At 53.6% G+C, this 23,980-nt stretch carries 16 protein-coding genes; 6 read left to right on the top strand and 10 right to left on the bottom strand.

Features of this window, described 5'->3' with window-relative positions:
• The first annotated feature begins 110 nt into the window (after positions 1-110).
• From PA598K_RS08315 to PA598K_RS08295, 5 genes are all read left to right on the top strand, one after another.
• Positions 111-365, top strand: a complete 255-nt coding sequence (locus tag PA598K_RS08315) for a helix-turn-helix domain-containing protein (RefSeq protein ID WP_260405315.1) — start codon at positions 111-113, stop codon at positions 363-365.
• 99 nt (positions 366-464) lie between these two features.
• Positions 465-746 (top strand): helix-turn-helix domain-containing protein, encoded by a 282-nt coding sequence (locus tag PA598K_RS08310; protein ID WP_128656506.1) that lies wholly within the window; start codon positions 465-467, stop codon positions 744-746.
• A gap of 156 nt (positions 747-902) precedes the next feature.
• Positions 903-1,283, top strand: a complete 381-nt coding sequence (locus PA598K_RS08305) for a helix-turn-helix domain-containing protein (RefSeq protein ID WP_128656505.1) — start codon at positions 903-905, stop codon at positions 1,281-1,283.
• 18 nt (positions 1,284-1,301) lie between these two features.
• Positions 1,302-2,132 (top strand): hypothetical protein, encoded by an 831-nt coding sequence (locus PA598K_RS08300; RefSeq protein ID WP_128656504.1) that lies wholly within the window; start codon positions 1,302-1,304, stop codon positions 2,130-2,132.
• The gene (locus tag PA598K_RS08295; protein ID WP_128656503.1) at positions 2,116-2,943 is read left to right on the top strand and encodes a hypothetical protein; all 828 of its coding nucleotides are present in this window, start codon (positions 2,116-2,118) and stop codon (positions 2,941-2,943) included. Before PA598K_RS08300 ends, PA598K_RS08295 begins: the two co-directional genes overlap by 17 nt.
• 52 nt (positions 2,944-2,995) lie before the next feature.
• On the opposite strand, the gene PA598K_RS38760 is transcribed toward PA598K_RS08295, so the two are convergent.
• The 3 genes from PA598K_RS38760 to PA598K_RS08280 form a co-directional block, all read right to left on the bottom strand.
• Positions 2,996-3,475 (bottom strand): AbrB/MazE/SpoVT family DNA-binding domain-containing protein, encoded by a 480-nt coding sequence (locus PA598K_RS38760; protein ID WP_128656502.1) that lies wholly within the window; start codon positions 3,473-3,475, stop codon positions 2,996-2,998.
• Positions 3,476-3,621: 146 nt separating this feature from the next.
• On the bottom strand, positions 3,622-4,851 hold the full coding sequence (locus PA598K_RS08285; protein ID WP_128656501.1) for a M56 family metallopeptidase: 1,230 nt from the start codon (positions 4,849-4,851) through the stop codon (positions 3,622-3,624).
• 1 nt (position 4,852) lies between these two features.
• Positions 4,853-5,233 carry a BlaI/MecI/CopY family transcriptional regulator gene (locus tag PA598K_RS08280; protein ID WP_128656500.1) on the bottom strand — a complete coding sequence of 127 codons (381 nt, stop codon included), beginning with the start codon at positions 5,231-5,233 and terminating at the stop codon, positions 4,853-4,855.
• Positions 5,234-5,448: 215 nt separating this feature from the next.
• Between PA598K_RS08280 and PA598K_RS08275 the strand changes: the two genes are divergently transcribed.
• Positions 5,449-6,129 carry a hypothetical protein gene (locus tag PA598K_RS08275; RefSeq protein ID WP_128656499.1) on the top strand — a complete coding sequence of 227 codons (681 nt, stop codon included), beginning with the start codon at positions 5,449-5,451 and terminating at the stop codon, positions 6,127-6,129.
• Positions 6,130-6,190: 61 nt separating this feature from the next.
• Here PA598K_RS08275 and PA598K_RS08270 read toward each other — a convergent pair whose 3' ends face one another.
• The 7 genes from PA598K_RS08270 to PA598K_RS08240 all read right to left on the bottom strand — a co-directional run bounded on the left by PA598K_RS08270 (position 6,191) and on the right by PA598K_RS08240 (position 23,928).
• Positions 6,191-6,868 carry a GNAT family N-acetyltransferase gene (locus PA598K_RS08270; RefSeq protein WP_128656498.1) on the bottom strand — a complete coding sequence of 226 codons (678 nt, stop codon included), beginning with the start codon at positions 6,866-6,868 and terminating at the stop codon, positions 6,191-6,193.
• 312 nt (positions 6,869-7,180) lie between these two features.
• Positions 7,181-7,810 (bottom strand): hypothetical protein, encoded by a 630-nt coding sequence (locus PA598K_RS08265; protein ID WP_128656497.1) that lies wholly within the window; start codon positions 7,808-7,810, stop codon positions 7,181-7,183.
• A 52-nt stretch (positions 7,811-7,862) separates the two neighbouring features.
• A complete protein-coding gene (locus PA598K_RS08260; RefSeq protein ID WP_128656496.1) occupies positions 7,863-11,018 on the bottom strand; it encodes a hypothetical protein in 3,156 nt (1,051 codons plus the stop codon).
• Positions 11,019-11,176: 158 nt separating this feature from the next.
• Positions 11,177-17,251 (bottom strand): S-layer homology domain-containing protein, encoded by a 6,075-nt coding sequence (locus tag PA598K_RS08255; protein WP_128656495.1) that lies wholly within the window; start codon positions 17,249-17,251, stop codon positions 11,177-11,179.
• Between the two features lie 39 nt (positions 17,252-17,290).
• Entirely contained in the window at positions 17,291-19,837 is a 2,547-nt protein-coding gene (locus PA598K_RS08250) for a glycoside hydrolase family 2 protein (RefSeq protein ID WP_128656494.1), read from the bottom strand.
• Positions 19,838-19,873: 36 nt separating this feature from the next.
• Positions 19,874-22,234, bottom strand: coding sequence for a hypothetical protein (locus PA598K_RS08245; RefSeq protein WP_128656493.1), 2,361 nt, complete (start codon positions 22,232-22,234; stop codon positions 19,874-19,876).
• Entirely contained in the window at positions 22,231-23,928 is a 1,698-nt protein-coding gene (locus tag PA598K_RS08240; RefSeq protein WP_128656492.1) for an extracellular solute-binding protein, read from the bottom strand. The genes PA598K_RS08245 and PA598K_RS08240 overlap by 4 nt, the downstream gene beginning before the upstream one ends.
• Positions 23,929-23,980 lie beyond the last annotated feature (52 nt).

The raw sequence follows: 23,980 nt of genomic DNA, 5'->3' as shown, positions 1-23,980 counted from the left end.
GTGAGATGTCTATAATGTTTAAATAGTAAATTTTTCTCTCCTTGTTGAATACTTTATCTGTTTCGATTATTATATCAAATTGATAATGGACTTAAAAGGAGTAATTTTCCTTGAGCGAACCGTCCATCTCACTAAAGAAAGTCATCGGCAAAACCGTGAAAGCCATACGCATCAAAAAGGGATTAAGTCAGGAAGACTTGGCCCACGAATGCAACGTCGACCGATCCTATATCTCCATGATTGAAGTCGGCCGCAACGAGCCTTCCATCACCAAAATATTCGATCTGTGCAAAGGGCTAAATATAAAGCCTTCTGACTTTATAAAGTTGGTTGAGGTTGAGTATGAGCAACTATCTGGGGAATAAACGAGGGAAAGAGAGCGAGACAAGGCAATATGCCGTTGTTTCGCTTTTCATTTTTATTGACAATTAATAATTTTAGCAATCGAAAAGGAGTTTGCTGACTTGGACAATCATTCCGTACTCATCAAGCAAATTATCGGCAAGACGATAAAAGCCCTGCGCATGAAGCGTGACCTCAGCCAAGAAGATCTGGCCGGCATCCATGAAGCGGATCGTGCCTATATCTCGAAAATAGAATCTGGCAGAAGCGAGCCTTCTGTACATAAAATATTCGAATTATGTGAAGCGCTGCAAATTAAACCTTCGGATTTTATCAAGCTTGTGGAGATTGAGTATGAGCGGCTGAGAAGTGAACTCCTCATTAAAAAGAGGAGTCTTTTCTAATTTCTAAGGCCGAATAGAATAAGAGCTCAGATTCAATGGTATAAATTTTGAATTTTAGCATATACTATGGATGCCTATGGGTGGTAAAATTTTTTTTTACAACTCATGGTGGAATGAGATATAATCAAAATATAACGTGAATTGAGGTGTTGATATATGAACCCTGTTGTAAACTATTTTGACCATAAACAAACGATTGCAAAAAATTTGCACAACTTCCTTGTGGAAGAGGGATATTCCAAGCGATCTTTTTCGACTTTAACTGGAATCTCACGACCAACAATTGATCTAATCCTGAAAGGTGAAAGTCCGAGCCCTACTACTTTTAATGCCCAAATATTAAAAATCAATGAGATCCTGCAGCTTTCGCCAGAGCAGCTTATTGAAGTCCCCCGTACTTTTAATAATACACAGAAAGTACAAAAACCCGCTTATTCTTATTCAGACCATGGTATAGATGAAGAAAAGAATGAAAGAGCACAAGATTTGCTTAATGGACTAGATAATGTGCTGGATATTTATTCGATGTATGTCTAACTGAACGGGGGCATTTAGGTGAGAATAACAAGTGAAAACTTAGATGAAACGGTTCAAAGGAATGAAGAGATTCACAAAGAAATTCAGCAGCACATTATGCTAATTGAAAGACGGTTAATCAAGTGGAAGTTTCTGCCGATTGAGGAACAAGCTTTAGCGATATTACGAGAGCATAATCTCATTGAGTTGCCCATCCCTGATACAAATTGGGGCGGTGCAATTCGAAAATTTCATGGGAACAAAGCTGTGCCGATCATTAACACTGCGCAGCCCAGAATCTATCAATACTTCATTTATTGGCATGAAATTTATCATCTTACGGAACAGGAAGAAATCAGCCTTCATCATGATCAGAACTATGAAATTATTACTGAGTTTGACCTAAATGAACGTAAAGCAGACTACTTTGCAAGCCAAATGATTTTCGGGCAATCTGATCTGCTAGACTACTTCTACTCATTAACCTTCGAAGATTTCAATGTTAAAGTAGCACATTGCATGAAATCATTCAAAGCTCCCTATAAAGCGGTCTTAATCCAACTGTACCAAACTGCAAAAAGAAGTCAGAATGATTATCTTCAAAAAGAAGTTAAGAAGCATTTTGATTCCCGATATAGCCTCTCTGATTGGAAGAAATTATTCAAGGATCTTGCTTTAGATGACAATTTGATTCAACCCTCTTATGTAACCAATCTAAATTCGATCATCAATGCGATAGGCAATCAACTCAAAAAACATCCTGACGTAGAGTTGTACCGAGATAACTTGAAAGTTGTAAAGGAATGGGAGGCACAATATAAGAATGTTCAGACAGGATTAAAGGAGAGGTCGGATGGGGAGTTATCGTGATTTAGAAGGCGACCTGAGAGGGAAATCAAATGTAAAAATCCTAATCTTGGACACAGGAAATATCCAGTTTCTTTATCAAAATGAACAGCTGCTTCCGAAAGCTAAAATGTTTGAAGCATACGACATGGTTCTTATACCAAGTTGGATCTATGCGGAATATGAACATCATTCTGGAAAAGTTGAGTATGTATCCTCCATCCCCTCTTCCGTTTATTTTGTTGATGAATCTGAAGATTATCTTCCTTTAAGTGGATTTAAGGAAAATATGCTTTTTAATCTCTTCCGTATAGCTGCTCCTTTTAGTGAATCTCAAAAATTTTTCAATCGATATAAATCTGTCGATATGGATGATTTACCTGAAGATTGGATTAAACTATATTATGAACATGGATTTTTCACCAGAGTTACCGATACAAAAACGACGAAGAAAAACGCTGGTGAAGTTTCAATTCTTACTTTGGCTTTCCTTTTGCTCAATCATTATCCAAGTGAGATTTCAAATATATCTATCGCAACCAGCGATTATGGTGTTAATAGATTGAAGAATAAAGTGTTACGAGACGCACCAGGTCTAAATCTATCGTTCGCCCCTCCCCTCTCCTTTTTGAGCAAAGACGTAATTCTTTTTCAAGCTATCAAATCAGGCATTATTTTACCAGACATCATTACGAGTTTACGTACTAATCCCAAGACGACTAACTTTGTAGAGCATTTCAGTGATGGCAGCTCGACTATACATGAAACCGTATTAGAGACGCCCGATTTTATTGAAATGTGCAGCGAACCAGATCGATATACCATACTTTTTTAAGCAACCATTCTGATCTATGACCAAAATCCCAAAAAAGGTAGAGGCTACGCCCCTACCCCCTCTTCTCCTTCTTCCCCAACGTCGCCAGGAGTTGGCTTACGCGACCGGGCGTGACGCCGATCAGGCGGGCCCATTCGCTGTTTTTGGCGTTGGGGTAGGTTTCCATGGCAGCCCTCAGACGGGTGATCGCCTTACCGCGCACCGGGACGGGCCCCGGGGCTGATCCTGGTCCTTGCCATTGCTCCTCGCGGCTTTCGTATGGCTGCACTGTCGTCTGACGGACCGCTTGCGAGACTTCCAGCAAGCAGTCATTGCAGATGAAGTGTCCCTGATAGTAGCTTAATTGCTCCAGCGACATGCAGAACAGACACTCCTGCATCCGATATTTGCGCAGTGCGATGCGCCGGTTCTTATCATCGACCAAAAATTCTAGTGCATCCCCTTCCTCTATGCGTAATGTACGTCGCAGTTCTCTAGGTAATACGAGTCGCCCCAACTCGTCCACTTTACGGACGACACCTGTGTTTTTCAAGCTTTAGCCTCCTTTGCACACCTCGATCGACACCAGCCTCTGAGGAGCGCTATGTATATTGGTATTGGATAGAAAGAAGCGTCCTATGGGAAGCCTACGGCCCCGCTTGAACGCTTCACTTTTCATCGCCTGGTCTGCCACGGCCTCTACTTGTTGCCCGGGTAGGCGTTTTGCAACGCTTCCTTGAACCGGTGTACTTCGTTGCTTACGATGCCATCGCCAACACCGGCAGACTCGTCCACACTCATAGTGGCCCCGTCCCCTGCAGGGTTGGGAGTAGCTGTAGCTGGCCCAGTCAATAATCGGATCAGCAATGCCTTGCGTTGGACAACTTCATCGCTCGGACGACTATACTCATTATCCGACCCGACTGTCGTGGCGGGTATTGCCTCTTGCTGTTGGGCGGAGCCCGCTGATACCACGATACCCCCGGTCAGGATGATCCCTGCCAGCGTCACACCGAGGATGGCCGCGCCATTGCGCTTCCGCGTGACGTCCATGATAGAGGAGATACGCAGCCTCATACTCTTCTTCCCTCCATAGAAGTTAGTCGATAATGGAGTGTACGCCCTCCCTCTCCTCCTGGCAGCGCCAATAATGGCTTCGCCATACTGCATGCGCAATTGACCGTCGGCATCCTGCAGCAGCCGTTCATCGCAGGAGATCTCGCATTGGTCGGCTGCCGCTCTGGCCATCAGATAGACCAGCGGGTTATACCAGTACAGGCAGGTGACGGCTACGAGCACGGCCTTGCTCCACAGGTCATGGCGCTTGAGGTGGATCAGCTCATGCTTCATAATCAGGGTCAAGGTATGCTCTGGTACCTGGATCGTCGGCAGGACGATCATCGGTCGGAGCAAGCCGACCAGCATCGGGCTTGGCAAAGCCTCGCATACCTTGACGCCGATCTGCCTCTGCATCCCCAGCTCCGCCTGCACACGGATCAATATCTCCCATACCCTCGGATCGACGACAGGCTCGCTCCAGCGGCCGACGAAACGCATGAAGCGGCGATGGCGGAGTGCGTGATAGGCGACGGAGCAGGCAACCCCCAGGCCCCAGATGGCTAGCAGCACAACCCATAGCGGTATACTCTCCCGGATAGCCTCCAGACCGCTCGCATCCATCGCTAACAGGTCATGGTTAAGCGATTGCATAACTCTAGCCGAGATGTCTATTCTGTGCGCAGCTCCGATGAACAGGTCTAGCGGCGGACGGAACGGGATGATCCAGCCGACTGCAATGAGCAGCCATCCCATATAGCTCCACTTGGCTGCATACCTTTTGGTTAAGAGAGGCGATAGCGCCGCATACGCGAGCGTTACGCATGACATGGCGACAGTGCTTTGGATCATGATCGTTAGCCATGGCTGCATATTAATCTCGCTTCTCCTTCAGCCACTGCTCGAGCTGGTCGAGGTCGCTGTCTTGCAGCTTGTTCCCCTCATATAGCGTAGCCACCAAGCTGAGGAAGGAGTTGGAATGGAAGCGCTCGATAAAGTCGCCCGTCTCGAACTTCAGATAGGACTCCTTGCTGATCAACGGATAGTAATAGAGCTCCTTGCCGTTTTTCTTCTCCGTGCGGATAAAGCCGCGCTCCACCAATCGCAGCGACAGCGTATTCACCGTCTGAGGCTTCCAGTTTCGTTGGTTCCCGATCTCCTGCATGATGACACTGGTCGTTAACGGCTCATCATGAGCCCAGATTACTTTCATGATGTCAAATTCGGCATCCGGCAGCTTCTTCATAGCACTCATAGGATCACCCTTTTCAAGACACTTGTCTACAATAATATTCTACAGTTGTCTTGGATCAGTGTCAACTTTCTCTTAAAATGCAGAGACTTTTTTCCCAAGCCATTCCAATTACATATATTAAGTGATATGATATAATCACCCAATTAACCAAATGCTGCATTACTCAAGTCCCTGCTCCACTCTACCAAAATCCAATCTAACGGAGGAACCTGCTTATGGGAAAAAATGCACTCTCGCTCTTCACCATTCCCGCCCTTCTTATCGCCTTGACGGTACCCAGCATCTCGTCGGCAAGCGATCAGCCAAGCATCAGTTATGCCGCCCTATCGTCCGAACAACTCGCCTATGCCGATTTGGACACAGCGCCCGAGGAATGGAAGGACGCGATCCTGGATTCGAGAGAAGCTATTATCTATAGCACTTCCTGGACTGTAGATGGACAAATGTCGGTCGAGCATGCGGATGGCACGATTGAAGAGCTCCCTGAGTTTTCGGACCTATTCCCGGATTGGGACGTCCCTAACTTGTATGAGACTGCGCCCACCTCGTTGACAGCGCGGGCCGATACCCCGAATATGCGTCTATCGGCCGCCAGTTATGTCGGGTTTGTCTATCTGTTCGCACCGTCCAATACGTCGGCGTCGCTGCCCTTTTACAGCTTCTCCTCAAGCGCGAACCGAGTGACGATGCAAGCATCCTCCTTGCCAGGGACGAGTTGGAATGGCGGCTTCACTAATCTGAACACAGGCTCCGATGTCGGCTACTACACGTACTTGTCTGCCAGCAGCAGGATACATCTCAATACCCCTAACTCCAGCACGTCTTATGGTGCGAGGGCGAGTACATACAGCACAACCGGGTCTGCGCTGATGAGCGTATACGACGATCCGATCTAATCCACCACGCACAAAGCGTGGACGCCCAAGCTCTTGCCTTGGGGTCCACGCTTTTGGTGTTCTAATCGATCGAAATGTCCGTACCATAACGATGAAGCTGTAGTCGTCTTGCTATAGACTGGGAGGCATAATTGTCCCAGGATGTACTATACAGCGGTATCCTGCCGGACTGGCGAATCACATGAGCCCATGAGGCTGCTGCCCGCGTCGTATAGCCTCTACCACGATAGCCCTCCAACGTCTCGACGCCAGCCTCTGCAGCCCTGTCGTTGTATCTTGCGCTATAGCATACCGACACCGCCATGTGGTCCGCGAGCATCATATAACACGGTCCGCGAGAGTGCAGCTCGGATAGTAGATGAGGGAACCCTCGTTCCAACAAGGACGTATTCTCTTCCGTGACCAATACAGCATCGCTGTCATCTATTATACCCTGCGGAAATACAAAGGCCGGCCCCATCCATATCTTGTTGATGCCGCTATGCTTTGCGAGGATTCGAATAACCCCCGCCAGCTTTTCGGTCGCACCCGCTTGATCGATCACCTGCAAAACCTCATCCACCACGGGATCCGGCATGTCCTCGCGAAATCGGACTACACTTCCTTCTTCGGTATGTCCCCAAAATAATCTCGGCGCAGCTTGGCCGGCAGGTTCATTCGTCACGGTGATCCGGCCCGCCTCATCATGAATATAGAGCACCTCGGCTTGGACGGTCATAAGGTCCATAGATTTGAGCAATGACGAACCACCTCCCTGTAACCTCTCCACGGTTGCAGCCATCGTTCATGAGCGAGTATGCCAGACTGCCCTCAAAACAGAGCCTACGGTCACGGGATCGATCTTCCGATCGCTGTTGTCCCCAGATTTCTTTGTTTCTAACCGCTGTAGCGGTTGAAATCCGGGGGCTACACGCTTTCTGCAAGAAAGCGACTTCGGAAGCATAGGCTACACGCTTTCTGCAAGAAAGCGACTTCGGAAGCATAAGCTTCGCTTCTACAGATTCGTTCCCGTGCCTCTTCGGCCTTTTGAGGACACCCTGAGTATGCTGCTCTATACAATCTCGCCCAACCACACATCCCCGACACTCACTTTATATACCGTATCCTCGCCCGCACCCGATCGTATCGTCTCGCTTGCGTACGCTTTATTCTGGATAGCTTCGATATCCCTCGCCCTACTAAATCCCCATTCAATGTCCTTCTGCAGATCAGAGAGCCAATACCGATCCGCATCGACGGCAAGCTCCCATTGGAATGGTTGCAGGCCAGGCACTGTCCCATACAGCTGCGTGGGAAATGCTTTGTTATCGTTGCCTGGATCGAAGGTATGGTCGTAGAAATGCAAAGCCTCGCGATACGCGACGACGACTTGGGAATTAATGAAGTGCGGATGATAGAGCCAGATTTTCAGGTAATACGGTTCATTTAATCCGCTCATCTGCCGAGACCACGATTGATACACTTCGATCATCGCCGCCAGGAGCAACCGTGCATACCACACCGGAGGGTTGCGCCGCGTTAGTCTATAAAACGGGTCGATCCATAGCTTGACATAGTCTCTATGATTACGTTCCAGCTCTTCCATGTCTAATTCGAGATAACGTTGCTTCCATTGCTCAATCTGCTTTACTCTGCGTTTCCAACCCCGGATTTTCTTTTGGTTCGCCCATGGATTAGCCATCAATATAACCTCCACGATTCATCCTGACGAATCTATTATACTTCAGGAGCGGTTACGGAGCATTCGAAATTCGCATCTCATCGACCGTCATCGAGGTTCCCGGTCCGCCGATTTGGAACAGGACGAGATCAAACTTCTTGCCCGCGCTCCAGCCCGTAAGGGAAGGGATATGGTACGTAAAGCTGCCTGTCGCATAATGATCGGCTTGAATGACCTTCTCTACGGTGCCGTCGTTGACCTTCAAGGCCCAGCCCGCTCCGCCCGTCAGCGTCGGTACGACAATGGTCAGATAGGGATATCGATTCAGGTCGTACTCGACGGTTCGGACGATGTTTCCGTTTGGCCCGCTCGCAGCAGACAGGGTGGTCATACCGTTCGACGAGCTCGCCGTCATATTATGGCGCACCGGCCAGTCAGCGACATTACTATAATCCTCGAGCGTATAGGCAGGTCTCGCGATGGCGTCTACCTTGAAGCTCGACCCTGCCGGACCGATGACATAGAGCAGGATATCAAAGGTTTGCTTGCCGCTCCAGCCCGTGATCGTCCGCAGGTCATAAGTAAAGGTGCCCGTCTGGGCATTGTCCGTCCGCACATTGATATCTCCAGCGCCTTTGTTTACTTTTAGCGCCCACTGGCTCCCTGGCGATACCTGCGGTACGGTAATCTGCAATAGCGGCGAATCGGTTAGATTAACCGTGACGCTCTTTTTGACGGAGCCATAGTGACCGACGCCAGCGGATACGGTCGCTACCCCCGAGGCTGTCGAGATCGAGGCATTAAATGGATTCGTCCAATCCGAAACGTCCGTGAAATCCTCCAACAGCGGAGTTGGAATCGCATGGATCGTATCGGCCTTCACCCAACCATCGACGGCAAACAGCTTGATCTTGAATGCTTTTGCCCCGGACCATCCGGTGATCCCCTTCAGATCATACGTGAACTCTCCGACCTGGGAGGTAGCCGGCTGCACGTCGATATCGACGCCGCCATCATTCACCTTGAGCGCCCAGCCGCCGCGTACCTGATCCACCTTGATCGTCAATTGCGAAAATGCGTCGACATCGTAGGAGACCGGCTTGGCGGCATAACCGTAGTTGAAAGGGCTTGCGGAAGCGTTGAATACCGTCCCTGCTCCGCCGATCGCATACGTCCCGGCATTGACACGCTCGGTCCAGTCCCCCACATGATTGAAGTCCTCGATCGTAGGCATCGCGTTCGGAGCGTTCGGCAGCGAGAAGGCCGATGAGTTGAACGCAAAGCTCGTCGCCGAACCAGAATCGATACGCACGCCGTTCAACAACCAGGTGAATTCGATGACGGCGCTTGCCATAAACAGACTCGGTCGTACGCCGCCGGTTACGGGCTGATTGGAGCCGCCGGGCAGAAGCATCTCTGCAAAGTCCGGGGCTCGTATCGCATCGCGCAGATTGGCTTCGATATATTCCTTCGCTTGCTTGTGCCCGCCATTATTGAGCAGACCGTATATCGCCAAGGAGGTGTTCGGATACTTCATGGCGCCAAAGCCGCTCATTTGCCCGCTTGGATCGTGGATGCCGGTGAAGAAATCCTTTAACCGGGCTAACGGCTGCGAGGACAAGCCTTGAACCGCCAGCGTGCTAATCTTGATGTAGTCGCCCCCGAGGCTGACTGGGCCCGTTACCGTATCGTAGTACTGATAGATTTGTTGAGGCTCTGCGAAAAACCAGGTGTCCATATTGGCGAGCATCGACTGTTTTTTGGCTTGCCACATCGTGACGTCTCCCGTGATGCCTAGCTGACTGGCGATCTTGATCGCAAAATCCACGTCGAACAGCCACGAAGCGACGAAGTCCAAATCCTTGGACGTAGGCGGCGTATTAACCCCCTCCATAAACCAATACGGATGATCCTCGGCCCAATCCAAATGCCGCTTCAGATTCGGGTATACGGACTGTAATTTGCTCAGATCGTTTGTATTTTTGTACAGCATCCATGCGGTCTGCGCCTTGCGAGTCGGCAACGATTCGCCTGCCAGCGCTCCGTTGGCATCGACCAGACTCATCAAGCCCAGATAAGCGCTCCACGCTTCGTTCGGCATCACATAAGCGAGGTACTGGTAGCCGAACAGGCTCTCCCACTGCGCGGACCCGGGATTGCGCGGCTCGCCGAAGCTCCAAAGGGAGGGCTTGCCCGTCATCACTTGCGGATAAGGGAACGAGGCTGCATTTTCCGGTAGCGCTTTCATATAGTTCTGCAAATAAAACGTCCACGCCTTGTAGTAGCTATTGCGATGCTGCTGAGCGGTGACGCCGTAGGGATTGACCTGAGTGAAGCCCCATACGGATGGTAGCGGAGCTTTTCGGAGCTGTGTGTCGAAGTAAGCCTTGGCAGCCGCTAACCGATCGGATACTTTAACGGCAAACGCATCTTTGGCGCGAGCGATCGCTACCGAGCTGCCTTCGACTGCGGCGGCTACGCCTACGCTTACCGCCATCCTGCCGCCCGAGCCGAAATGCTTCCTAAAGCTCCAGGCCGATGCGTTCACCACAGGAACCTCATCTAGCGCAGTCGGGGTCGTATCCGCCGACAGGCCGACGAAACGAATGGCATAATAATAGTTGGTATCGGATACGAGCAGGACACGATTCGCGCTGTCCCACTGGGCTCCGCCCGATCCGGTGATCGTCCCCCCTACGAGGATATCGTTAGGGACGCCTGCATTGTTCTGAAGGTAGCGGACAAAGGTGCCGTTATCATCCACGAAAAAATCGTAGCCGCTTAATGATTGGTTCGCCAAGCCGGAATACGTGGCATTAAAATCGATTTTGTAAGGGAACCAAGTCGACTGGACGGCGCTGGCCGGGCTGCCATTCGTCCCGGTTGCCACCAATCTTGTCGTGACGACCGAAGGCCATTTGAAGATCGAAGACTTGAACCATCCGCCCATATGCGCCGCCAGGTTTCCATTTAATGGCCCGGGCGGCGTCGAGGAGTCCCCCATGTTGGCGTTCAGCGAGAGGCGGCTCCCCGGATAACTAAGCCAGCGGGGCTGCTGCGGGCTGCTGTCCGCAAGGCTATTGCTATCGAACGTGGCGTCCCCCGCCATCTCCACATTCCCGATCATCGCAGCATGCGCGTTCGTCGACCCAAAGGAACTGCCAAGCCATGTTGCAACCATAGCGACGACCAGAACATACAAAGCTGACCTTTTGACTTTTGGCCCCATTTACCATTCCTCCTCCATCATTAAAAACAGTCCGCAGCATATCGCGTGGAGAGGAGAGGGACAACAGCGATCGGAAGCCCCCTCTCCTCAACGCGGATCGAAACGTTATTTCAGAAGCGAATGACTAGCTTGGTTCTGGCGATCTTGCTGCGGACTGGTTATACCGGCCCATCGACGAAGCTCTGACTGACCATACGCAGATGATCGATCGTAATGGAAGCGCCTGTGCCGCCCGTGACGAAGAGCTTGATCACGAACTCCTGCTCGCCGGTCCAGCCGGACATCGGTCCGTAATCCGTCAGCTTGTAGTTGAACGTCCCCTCCGATCCGTCCTCCGGCTTCAGCGCTTGATCGACGCCAATGTCCTGGTTCTCGATTTTGATCGTCCAGTTGTTCACTGGCGCGGAGGTGCGAATCTGCAGGATCGGCGTCTCATCGACATTCACCTTCACCTTGACCTTCGTATAGAAATGTTGCCAAGGCGGATCTGCCAGCGGCGTCGTCGTTAATCGAATGCCATCGATGCCGCCGTTCACCTGCTCGACATGGATGCCGCCAGGATTAGAAGAATACCCGTATTCCCACTGCTGCAAGTCCGTGAAGTCTGCCTGCCAGCCCAAGCCCTTGGCATACACCGTCACCGGGAATGTCTTGGTTGCCGAAGGATACCCCGTCTTGGACAACGTCAACGTCACATTGGCCGTCCCCTCGGAGATGCCGGTAATCGACAGCTTCCCGGCTTGGACCGTCGCTTGCACGATAGCGCTATCGCTGGATACCGGAACGATCGTGACGTCGCCTGGTACGGCAGCGACCGCTACTTGCTTGCTCGCATCGACCGAGACCTGCTGCGGCGCAATATCGCCTACGGTAATGGCCAATGCGCTGTTGTCGAGATAGGTCTGGCTGACCATCCGCAGTTGATCGATCGTGATGGAAGCGCCCGACCCTCCGACCAGATACACCTTGACGAAAAATTCCTGCTCCCCGGTCCAACCGGACATCGATCCAAAATCCTTCACATTCCAGTGGAACGTGCCTTCCGAGCCGTCCTCTCCCTTCAACGCCTGCTCGTCTCCAAATTCGCTGGTCCCGATTTTCACCGTCCAGTCTTTGGAGACGTCGGAGGTTCGAATTTGCAGGATCGGCGTCTCGTCCACATTCACCTTGATCTTGGTATAGAATGGCTGCCAGGTCGGGTTGGCCTGATCGGTCACCGTCAGCTTGACGCCGTCCGCTCCCCCATCCAACTGTGCAACATTCATGCCGCCCGGGTTCGTGGAATAGCCGTAGCTCCAACGCTGCAAGTCCGTGAAGTCCGCTTGCCAGCCCAAGCCCTTGGCGAACACGGTCACTGGGAATGTCTTCGTGATGGACTGGTACCCCGTCTTCGAGAGCGTTAATGTGACGGTCGCCGTCCCTTCGGCTACGCCTGTAATCGAGAGCTTCCCGTCTTGTACCGCGGCCTGCACGACACCGCTGTCGCTTGACACCGGTACGATCGTTACGTTATCCGGAACGGCAGTCACCTGTACTCGCTTGCTCGCATCGACCGATACATACTGAGGCGCGATATCGGCAGCCGTCACATCCGGGACGCTAACGCTCGCCTGGAACGAGAGCTCGCGATCTGCATAGAAGTCTCGCTTCAATAGAATCGTGATCGTCGTCGTCCCTTCGCTCAGCGCTTGCAGCTTCAGTCGATTGCCCGCCATCTGCGCCGTAGCGATCTCCGGATGCTCCGAGGTCAAGTGATAGCTGACCCGTCCAGGGACGGTCCGCAGCGGAATGCTCGTCTCCGTATACGCCTCGACTTCATAGTCGGCGATGCTCTGCATACCGATCTCGGGCTTGCGTAGCAGCTCCAATGTACGGAAGCTCACGCTTCCGCCGGACTGCGAGGCATAGATCCGCAGCTTGAAGGTCTGCTGGCCCGTCCAGCCCGTCAAGGCTGCCACATCAAAGAGGTGCTCGCCCGTTGCGTCTCCGATGGGTTGCAGGACGATCTCCTGATTATTGCCGTCGATCAAGCTGACGCCCCAACGCGCGTTGGCCTGCTCTACCGCGAGCTTCAGCAATTGTACCGATTCGGCATCGGCTGCGATGACCGTCTCGATGTAATGATCCTGCACCACATCAAGCCGAAGCTTCCCGCCTGTCTGGCTCGCCTGGAGCTTGCCGCGATCCCAGGTCCATGCATCCAGGCCGCCCGCCTGCTCGTGCTGCCATCCTGCAGGAGACACGGCTACATGAAACGTACGGATCGTATCGGAATAGCCATTCCGGGTAGAGACGACGGTGATTACCGCGTTCCCGGCAGAGCGACCGGTCACCGTGAGTACGTTGTCGGTCAACTCGGCGGAGGCTATTGCAGCATTGCTGCTCGCCACCGAATAGCTGATCGAAGCTTGCAACGGCAGCTTCGCCTGCTCGCCAATCCCGAGGATGCGATCCTCGAGCGGCGATTCCGCGACGGCGGGCAAGCGCACCGGCTTATGATCGGGAGCCTGGATAACAGCCGTCGTCCCGCCCATCCAGGAGCCCGACAACTGGATCTCCTGCTTGGCAGCATCCAATGCGAAGTTCATGATCGACCCGCCAAGGGAAAGATTGGACACTTCTCCATTCGTGTCGAACAGATTCGTGAACAGCGGCTCGCCCAGGTCTGTGCGCAAGCCATTGCGCTGCAGCACGTTATCGACGAGCATCGTCGCGCCAAACGATGACGGACGGACGCCTTGCGGATAAGGCACGCCGGGCACCACATACTGTTCGGCGAAGAAATGAGCCTGGGTTACATCCCTTACCATCGTCTCGATAATCACTCTCGCGTCATCGACGAAGCCATGCTCGATAAGACCGTAGGTCAAATAACTAATATCCGGATGCTTCGGAATAAACAGCCCGGCGAACGGCTCCTCCGGCTTCATATTCGCCTTCAATCGCGCATACAAGCTCTCGCGCAACGTCGAGTCCAGATCGGTAATATACATGCCTGTGGACGTCCAAAGCGGGTTGCCCGGCGTGAATTCGCCATTCACCAGATTATAGTATTGGTAAGGCACGCCATCCTTCCAGAAGGTCGTCGTGTACTTGATGTACAAGTCCCGATATCGATCCTCCCACACATCCACCTTGTCGGTATAACCCAGGATTCGGGAAATCTGAATCGTAAATTCGATATCCTTCAGCGCAGAGACGGCAAACTCCGCATCAATGACCGTCGGATCGTCGATGCCAGGCATAATCCAGCGCAGATGATCGATCCTCCACAACAGATACCGCTCCAGCGCAGGGTAGATGTCTTCCAAAGACTCGGCGTCCTTGGATATGTTGTAGAGAATGAGCGCCGTCTGAGCCTTCCTCGAAGGCAAGCTCTCCCCTGCCATCAGTCCGTCTTCATCCACCAGAGACATCAGTCCCTTGAAGGCTTCCCATGCCAGGTCGACGTCGATGTAGGCATACTGTTGAATCGACAGCAAGCTTTCCCACGAAGCGGAATATGCCGCTTTGGGGTCGCCATGTGCCCATAGCGAGGCTTTCCCGGTCACGATCTGCGGATAGTCAAAGCCCACTTCGGGAGCGGCGGCCAAAATATTGGAAGCCGTGAATACCCAGGCCTTGTAATACTCCTGCTCGATCTGCTCGAAGGTGACACCCTGCGAATCGACATATTCGAGCTCGAAACGACCCGGCGCAGGTACTTTGGCCAAATATTGATTCCACTGGTTCAATCGTTCCTTCGCTTTGCGATCCCGATCGTTGTTCGCAAATGGTTGGCGAACCGCTGCGAGAACACTCGCCTTGCTATCCGCCGACGTCCCGATGCTGAAGGCTGTAGCTAATCCTCCAGTCGGCATTACCGTCAGGTCGAAGTCCATCAGCCAGTACCCTCTGCCGAATGGCTCAGGCGAGCCGTTGTCAGTCAGCATATCGGCATAGCTCGCGAAATACCGAATCCCGCTGGAGGACAACTGACCGAAGGAAATCGCGTACTGCTGATCCTGCTGGTCTTCACCCGTGGATACGTACAGCGTGTTGATCTCTTCCATCCATTGGATATCCCCTTTGTATTGCCCAAACAAGGAGAGGGAGGAGCTGGTTCCTTGGCGCTTCGCTTGAATCGTGCGCACAACCGTGTCCTCGTCATAGAAGAAATCAGCCCCTTCCAATCGCAGACCGCTCTTATAGTCCGCCCCGAAGGTCAGCTCATGCGGTGCCCAGGTGGTCGTATATGCCTCGGCCTCCGCCAGTGCCGACTGAATCTCGACGATCTCCAGCGTATCGATGTTGAGGTAGCTGCCCTTGCCCACCTGGAAGATGCGCAGCAGAATATCCTTTTCGCCCTTCCAGTCCGGGACCATCTTGGCGATATCGATCGTCTCTGTTCCGTCGCCCGAGCCTTCCGCCCGCAGCACCCGTTCATCTCCGCGGTCGCCCTTGCTCAAGTCGTAGATCTTGATCGCCCAGGTGCCTGTCGTCTCGGTATGAAGCTGCAATAAAGGCTGCTTGTCCAGATCGATTGCGATCGATTCGCTGGTCAGGAATTGCCAAGGATAGGTCGCATCGTTTTTGACATGCAATCGGATATACTCCGGATCGAAGTCGACGATCGCATCCTCTGGAAATTCGAACTCGCTGATGCGCCATTTGTCCGGATCGTCAAAGCTGGCCGACCATACGGTGTCGACCGCCTGGTCTGTCTGCGACTTATCGAAGACGCCCATAACGTTCGGCAACGTATATCCCTTGTAATCCGTCGGCCATGGACTGAGGAACCCGATATTCAGTGGAAGAATCGGGCTATTGCTGTAATGAACCTGCGTCGTCGGGTCTGGTAGATGGAAGTCGAACGGATTAACGACAATTCGGCTGCCGGGCACGCTCATCCACCGACGCTGCTGCGGACCATCCTCTTCGGCGAGCTGCTGGCTGAGCATCGCGCCTACCGGATCTGTCGGATCAGTTGGATCGATGGGGGTGGTCGGCCCAGTCGGTCCGCTCGGGTTGGTCGGGTAGACGCTGCCCCCTCCCGTGCCCGTCGAGCCCGGATTGTTCAAGTCCTCGGAGGTGACTGCCTTGCCCGCGATCGTGACGCTTACACCCGGGGCAATACTGAGCTTGCCCGGTTGGCGATCCATCGTCACGCCGCTGGCCTTAATATCGGCTTGCTCGATCCCCTGGGCGCCTGTGATGGCGATAGCGGCTTGGGCGACGAATTGCCCCACGCTCGATTGCGGATCGAGATGCAGCTCGCTCCCCGCTCCCTTGGCGCCAAGCGTCATCATGTCCGCCTTGGAACCATTCAAGCGTATCGTTGCCGGCTTCGCCAGCTCCAGAGCATGGATGATGCTGTTATTCACCTCAACATTGAGCTGCCCCTTGTTTACGATAACCGTTCCCTTCACCTGAACATTGGAGAAGGTTATCCCTTCCGTCCCGGCGCCATCGAGGTATACATTTCCTTCGACCTCGACCTGATCCAGTGCGAGTGCGTCCGCATCGACTCCAGCCGTAATGTAGAGATTGCCTTTGATTTTCATCTTGGAGAGTACGACTGGATTGCCGTTCACGATGACGCTTTTGGCGTAGTCTCCCGAGTAGGTGCCCGCATCGCTTATGACTTCATCCACGACATTATCGAAGATCTGGAAGGCTTCTGCACGGGTTAAGCGACCCTTGGGGTCAAAGACATTGCCGTTCTTCCCGCGGATATAGCCCTTCTCCTGCATCGCCTGAATCGCATCGCGGCTCCAGTCGGCGATCAGCGCGTCATCGGCAAACGTATGCGCCTGCGATGGCTCGCTCGCCTGCAATTGGAATACGCGGGCATACAGGACCGCCGCTTCCTCGCGGCTAATCGTATCCAGCGGTCTGGCCCTTCCATTCGCATCGCCTACGACGATCCCCGCACGGTAGGCCTTCGAGAAATCGGACGCATACCAGGCATCGGCCGGCACATCGACAAAGGAGGTAGCGCTCGTTTCCTGCAGATTCAGTATCCGTACGATAAAGCTGGTCAGCTCCGCCCGGGTCATCGGTCGATCCGGCTTGTACGCCTGCTTGCCATCCCCCCGGATGATCCCCTTGTCGATCCATTTCGTCATGGCCGGTTGTGCCCAGTGATTGTCCAGCTCCGAGCTCTGCGCAGCGATCATACCCGGATAAGATAATAACAGACATGCGATGAGCAGTAGTGCAATCGGTCTATTCCATCTCGCGAACCTATACATACGATATCCTCCCTTTTGTTGTATCAACGGTTAGTTCGGTTACTCTAGGTTGAAACCATTGACTACAAACTGCTCCACTGTATCGATAGGGAGCATGGAACATGTCACCGTAACGCTCTCTCCCGGAAAAATAGAAAGATAGTTACGATCGAACGAAGCAAATCTCGACGCTTCCTTCTCTTGAACCATAACCCCTACGGCCGCAATATCGGAGACGTTCCGAATATGCAATTGCCCCTGCTCCCCAAGCTCGATCGCTAACGATGCGTTGGGCAACTGACGCAGCGGACGATACGGGGAGGCCAAGTCCAGCGAATACAAGTAGGTGTTGGAGCTGACCACCGTATGGTCGCGATCCCGCACCTGCAATCTCAAGAAGAAGAGCGCGTACGGAGCCGCCGCGACGATCCATTCCAGCTCGCCTGCTTGCGTCGCCGAGGGCCCGGAAGCGCAGCTATACCGCTGCTGCTTGTACACCGTGCCATCGACCCCAACGACCTCGGCCAGCACTTCAAAGCTGTCCCCGTCTGCGCCAGACTCGTCGTGCCAATACAACGAACAGGCGAACCGCTCGCCTTCGCTGTACTTGATCTTGTCGTACCTCGCCGAGATATGGCGCGAGGCGAAGGCATCCTTCACCGCATAATAAGCCGGCTTGACCATCCCGTCGTATTCGATGACGGAGGTGTTGGAGTTGTTGGCATACGGTTCATTGCCCATCCAGATGATAAAACCGGAGGACGCCGGCTCCCTTCTCCGCGTCGCTTCGATCGCATAACGGAGCGATTCCATCTGCACATAACGGCTCGCCTGACTGTAGAGCTGCAGCTCGTCATGCTCGCGGCTCCACTCGCCGAAGAGTCGGTTCAACTGCTCCCACTGAATCCACCACGCCCCCCGGTGAACCCAATACGGATTATCCTTGGTCGGCGGCCAGGCCGAGCAGTCGATCGCATACTTCTCGATATTCTCCGCTCTTGCTACACCCGGAGTGCCCATCTCGGACAGCAAGAGGGAGTCGTCCTGATTAAAAAACGCGTAATGCTCCTCCTCGAGATAAACCCAAGGCCCGTGTACATCGTGATGAAGCCCTTTGCCCATCTGCCTGATATCCGCCGTAAAGCGGGGACCGGAGGCGCTCGTCGGCAAAAAGATGCGGCCCGGATCAAGCGCCGCGACGATTTTTTCCAGCCTTGCGATGTTGGCATGTCGCTCGTCGACAGGCTTGAACCCTTCCCACATCAGCTCGTTGCCTCCGCACCAGATGACGAGACTCGGATGGGCTCGTTTTTCCTTAATCGCATGGCTCGCCACCTGCTCCAATTCATCGAGAAACCGCGGATCGTCCGGCGGTGTATTGTTGATGCCGCTAGAGGATTGCAGGAACTCCTGCCACACCATCAGTCCGTTGGCATCGCAGTACTCGTAGAAAGCTTGTTTTTCGATAATCGCCCCGCCCCACACGCGCAGCATATTCGCGTTCATCGCTTTGAACCGGCCAAGGTAGTCGGCATATTCGTCCGCCTGGACGTCTCCGTAAAAGGGGCGAATCGGCACCCAATTGACGCCTTTCATGAAGATCCGTCTGCCATTGACGACGAGCGTATAAGGCAGCGCCTGCTCGGGGGAACCGGGATTCGGAATACATTGCACGCTGCGGAATCCGATCGACTTGCTCGCGTGGCAGGCGATGGTCTGCTGCTCATCCGCAATCTCGATCCCCACTCGATACAGCGGCTGCTTGCCGTACCCGTTGGGCCACCACAGCGCAATGTCGGGTACTGCCAGCTCGTGCTCGATACGATACGTCCCGCATCGCAGCTCCTCCGTATGGACGGCACACGCCTTCTGCTCGCCTTGGTCCGTCGTCACCGTATAAGAGATCGTATACGTGCCTCGTCGCTCGACGGTCACCTCCGTAGTGAATCGCACCTCGCCATCCGCCATATTGTCCTCTACATTCGCCTGAGGGTAGAAGTCATTGATCTTCGCGTCGCTGTAGGTGTGAAGATAGACATCTCGCCAGATCCCGACCGGGACGATCCTCGGGCACCAATCCCAGGCATAGTTGAACCGCGATTTCAGCTTTCGTATCTGATTGGAATAACCGAATTGTCCGTCGACATCCGGCGCGGTATGGAATACGACGAGCAATCGGTTCGGTCCATCGGTCCGAAGCCGGTCCGTGACATCCAGTCTGACGGGGATAAACATCCCCTCGAACATAGCTAGCCTCTTGCCATTCAGATGGATCTCTCCGGAGTAATCCAGCCCTTCGAATACGAGCTCGCACCGATCCTCCAGCCAGTCCTCGGGCAGACTGAAGTTCGTCTCGTACACCCATTCCCGATTATTGACCCATTCCCCCTCCAGGCTGGCCAAGCCTATGTTCGGATCGGCGAGCCAGCCGCTGGTCATGAGATCCGTTTGGACGCTGCCGGGAATTTTTGCTTTCATATAGCTGATCGCAGGATTGATCTCATGTCCGAGCTCCATGGACTCATACAATCGCCATTGGTTTTTGTAGAAGCCCATCAATCCCCATTCGCAATCGCGTAAAGATACGATATTCGTCAGTTTCGACACTCCCAATCCTTGAAATCTCTATGGTTGAATCCGTACTTACCAATGCTCGACCAGCCCTTGCTCCTGGAACAGATCCATGCGATAAGGCTGGCCTAGCTCCAGACGATACCCGTTCTTGAGGAGTACGCACTCGATCAGTTGCGCGCAGCCGAAGATCGATGGCCTCACTCCCGTCGGATGGGGGAGGTCCTCCACGTCATACTGCTCCGCAAAAAAGCCGGACCTCGTCACATCGCGGATACATACCTCGATAAGCTGTCGCGCCTCCTCCGCATAACCTAGCCGAATCAAGCCATAGATGTCGAAGTTCACGTCCGGATGCTTCGGATAAGCCAGACCTCCGAACGGCTTGCTCGGGGCGAATTCCGCCTGGAAGCGTCGGATCAGGCTATCCGTATACGGCGATTCCAGGGAAGGCAGGTGTACGCCCGTCAGCACCCATGCGGTGCAGCCCGGTTTCCTGATGCCTGTGGCGACATCGTAATATTGATGAGGAAATCCGCCCGGCGTATCCCAGAACCATGTGGTGTAGTCGTGCAATAATGCGGCATACGTCTCCTGCCAGAGCGGGATCTCTTCCTGCATGCCGAGCAATTGCGCGATCTGAATGTAATAAGAAATATCGATCAGGGCGGACACGACAAACTCCGAATCCTTCGAATTCGGATCATTGATCGATCCCAGTATCCAGCGCGGGTTGTCCACGCGCCAACGCAAGTAGGAACGGATCGAGGGAGAGACGGACCGCAAGGCGTCCAGATCGCCCGTCAGCTCGTATAAAATCATGGCCGTCTGCGCTTTTCTGGAGGGCAGACTTTCTCCCCCCAGCATGCCGCTGGCATCGACCAGCGACATCAAGCCCTTGAACGCCGCCCAGGCGACATCAGGATCGATATACGCATACAGTTGGATCGCGAAGAGGCTCTCCCATGCCGCAGAGTAAGGCGCTTCATTCGCCCCGGAGCCCCATAGCGAAGGCTTGCCGCAGCATAATTGCGGATAGGGATAACCAGCCTCCGGCGATACGTCCAGCACGTTGGACGCCAGGAAGATCCAGGCCTTGTAATACTGCGCCTCTACCTGCTCGGGCGTTACGCCTGCGGAGGGCACATGATCCAGCGAGAACAGCGAAGGCGAGGGAACCTTGTCCAGATAATCGTTCCAGAAGCGTTCATTCTGCTGCCGATGCTCGGCTAGATGCTGCTCGAGCGACTCCCCGGGCGAGATCGCGCCGAGATCGCGCACCAGGTCCTCGACGGTCTCCAGCGGACCCGGGAAGGCGACCAACAGATGCAGCCCCTCTCTCTTGTACCGCTCGGGCTTGATCCGCATCTGCCAATATCCGAACGGCGGCGGCTCCTGCAAGGGCCGGGCGCCGGCTATGTAGTCGCAATAATCGGCATAGTAGACGATCTCCCCGGCAGACTCTCCCAACAGTCGAAGGGCGCAGCTATAGCGACTGTCCGAGACAACAAGCATGGACAGGCCCGGATCGTACGTAACCTGTCCCGTATAGCGGCCGCCCAGGATGATATCTGCGTCTGCCTCCGCTGCTTGCGTACAAGCGATCGATCTGCACACCGTGTTGCGGGCGTACCCAAAGTCTCGCCCCTCCAACGTCATCGCATCGCCGTAGCTCGCTTGAAAGGCCAGCTCGTGAGGCGCCCATTCGGTCGTATAGCGTTCGGCAGCGGCGTAGGGCTGCACAACCCCCGCGAGCTCCAGCTTCTCGAAGGCGATCGATTGGCCGAACCCGTAAGCGTATAACCTCAGCTTGAAGCGCCTGCGGCCTCGCCAACCCGTCGCTGCGGCGATATCGACGTGAAACGCGCCCGTGTTGGAATTTTCCGCGATCAGCTCGATATCCTCGGCTGCCGATGCCGCCTCGAGCGGCGCGACCTTGATGCTCCATGCGGACTTGCAATGGGGAATGGCCGCAAGCAGCATGGGCGTCTGGTCCAGATCCACCTCAAGCTCTGTCGTCAGGTACTGCCAGTAATCTCTCGCGTCGCTATGAACGGTAACCGTGATGCCGGCGTCTGCGAACAGGACGGACCCATGCTCAGGCACATCGTATTCGCTTAGCGTCCAGCGGGCCGGGTCCGATCCATCCAACACGCCGCCTTCGATGCGCTGCGGATCGAGCCCCGTATCGGTATGGATCATCATCATATCGCCGAACTCCAGCCCGATCTCGGACGCGGGGATATGCGGCGCGAGGTATCCGATATTTAGAGGCAGCGAGGCCCGATTGCTGTAGGAAGCAGGGGACGTCGTCCCCGCCTCCTTGAAGTTGAAGGGATTGACTACGACGCGGCTGCCGGGTAGGCTAAGCCACCTTTGCTGGTTGCTGCCGCTCTCCCGCAGTTGATCAACGGTCCAACGCGTGTTCCTCATTGCTCGTCCAGGAACGCTTGCAGTTGCTTGACGAGCTCCGCCTTGATCGTCTGGATATCTTCCTGCAGCTTTTTGTCCTTCAACAGATTTTGTTCCTGTTTGGCTTTGCTATCGGCGATATTTTTGATCAGTCCCAGCTCGAAGCCTGCGTTATCCGCGGCCATTTTTGCAAAGGATGGGTTGGTCAATTCGGTTTTTACAGGCTCCCCGTTAAATGTAAAGCCCGCGCTGATCTGCTTGACGAACGTCGAGTCCTGGGCAACATAGCTGTAATACTTCACGATATCTTGCGGATACGCTTCGGCCAGACGCATGTAGGTCGGATTCCAGGTGAGCTGGTAGCCAGGGAATGCATAGTTCTGGCCCGGGTCTACGCCATCCGGAAGCTTGTATTTGTCGTCCCCTACAGCGACCCAGTTCTTGCCTTCGATGCCGTATTCGAACAAGTCGTGATTCTCCTGGCTTGCAAAGATCCAATCGAGGAACATCATGGCGCGATCTGCGTTTTTGGACGAAGCGGGAATGCTAAGGAAATTCCAGAATTTAAATTCGGTGAGCAGAGAAGCCGGCTCCATATTGCGTACGTTGTTCTCGTATACATAGACGCCTAGCTCGCTGTCCGCTACCGCTGCCTTCAGGGCGTTCTCCAGCGCGACATAGCTGTCCAGCGTCTGCATGTACGAGCCTGCGGTACCGGCCGTAAATTGATCCTGCGCATCCTTGCGGTTAATCGCATTGGATTCGATGAAGCCCTGCTCGTTCCACTTCAATATCTCTTCGTTGGTGCTGAAGTCGGGCGCTTGGTAAGGCGCAGGGAAGTCCTTCAGCGCTTCCGTGCTTTCTCCAGGCAAATAGGCCGCCTTGATCTGGTTGTCTACGATATGCAATTTGGCGACGCCCGCAGCGCCTGTCGATACTTCCCAGATATCGTTTTGGGCCTGCTTGATCTTCAAGCCGCTATCCCCGTCGATGATCCAGGCCGGCGGGTATTGATCCTTATTGAAGATGTAAGGCGTCATGCCAGGCTCATTATTTTTGATGGCGTCGAAGTAAGCGATCATATCGTCATACGATTTCAGCTCCGGGATGCCGTGCTTCTTGCTCAGATCCTTCCGATAATACAGCGCATATACAGGAGCATACCCTTGGCCGAGCGGCACGCCATAGAGATGCTGCTCTTTGTCGGGACCGACGAACGTATTGTTTTTCAGCAAGCTTTCGCCAAACGCTTTTTTCAAGCCCGGATATTGATCGTTATTGAAGTATCCGTCCAATTCGATATAGCTTCCGTTGGCAATCAAGCTGGGCATGTTCAACCACGGCGCATCGAAGGCCAGATCGATCTTTTGACCGGCCGAGAGCATCAGCTTGATTTTATTGCCGTAGTCGGCCAGCGGCGTCCAGGTCACATTCAGGTCGATGTTCAGCGTATCCTGGGTCTGTCTCTCGAACTCGGCGACGATCTCGTCGAATTGCTTGGGCTTATCTCCCCAGAGCATAACCTCCAGCTTGACCGGCTCCAGCGTCTTGGACTCCGGCGATGTCGACGGATTGTTTTGCCCCGAGTTGGTCGAGGACTCCTTGCCTGTGTTCGATGTCGATGGCGTGTTGTTTCCTGTGCAGGCGGCAAGCAAGGACATGCTCATGGATGCTGCCAGCAATAGAGATAGTGTCTTTTTAGTCCCTTTGTTCATCGTTAACCCCTCCGATAGGTGTGTATGCTAATTCAGCTTAGGCTGATGATAG

The organism is Paenibacillus sp. 598K, assembly GCF_003851045.1.
Classification (GTDB): Bacteria; Bacillota; Bacilli; order Paenibacillales; family Paenibacillaceae; genus Paenibacillus_D.
Note: the sequence above shows the minus strand (reverse complement) of the source record. Positions and strands in the feature narration are given on the sequence as shown.

What these genes read in the sequence shown, in the direction of transcription:
- PA598K_RS08305 (WP_128656505.1), top strand. Translation starts at nt 903, where the DNA reads ATGAACCCTGTTGTAAACTATTTTGACCATAAACAAACGATTGCAAAA.
- PA598K_RS08295 (WP_128656503.1), top strand. Translation starts at nt 2,116, where the DNA reads ATGGGGAGTTATCGTGATTTAGAAGGCGACCTGAGAGGGAAATCAAAT.
- PA598K_RS08285 (WP_128656501.1), bottom strand. Translation starts at nt 4,851, where the DNA reads ATGCAGCCATGGCTAACGATCATGATCCAAAGCACTGTCGCCATGTCA.
- PA598K_RS08280 (WP_128656500.1), bottom strand. Translation starts at nt 5,233, where the DNA reads ATGAGTGCTATGAAGAAGCTGCCGGATGCCGAATTTGACATCATGAAA.
- PA598K_RS08275 (WP_128656499.1), top strand. Translation starts at nt 5,449, where the DNA reads ATGGGAAAAAATGCACTCTCGCTCTTCACCATTCCCGCCCTTCTTATC.
- PA598K_RS08265 (WP_128656497.1), bottom strand. Translation starts at nt 7,810, where the DNA reads ATGGCTAATCCATGGGCGAACCAAAAGAAAATCCGGGGTTGGAAACGC.
- PA598K_RS08260 (WP_128656496.1), bottom strand. Translation starts at nt 11,018, where the DNA reads ATGGGGCCAAAAGTCAAAAGGTCAGCTTTGTATGTTCTGGTCGTCGCT.
- PA598K_RS08255 (WP_128656495.1), bottom strand. Translation starts at nt 17,251, where the DNA reads ATGTATAGGTTCGCGAGATGGAATAGACCGATTGCACTACTGCTCATC.
- PA598K_RS08245 (WP_128656493.1), bottom strand. Translation starts at nt 22,234, where the DNA reads ATGAGGAACACGCGTTGGACCGTTGATCAACTGCGGGAGAGCGGCAGC.
- PA598K_RS08240 (WP_128656492.1), bottom strand. Translation starts at nt 23,928, where the DNA reads ATGAACAAAGGGACTAAAAAGACACTATCTCTATTGCTGGCAGCATCC.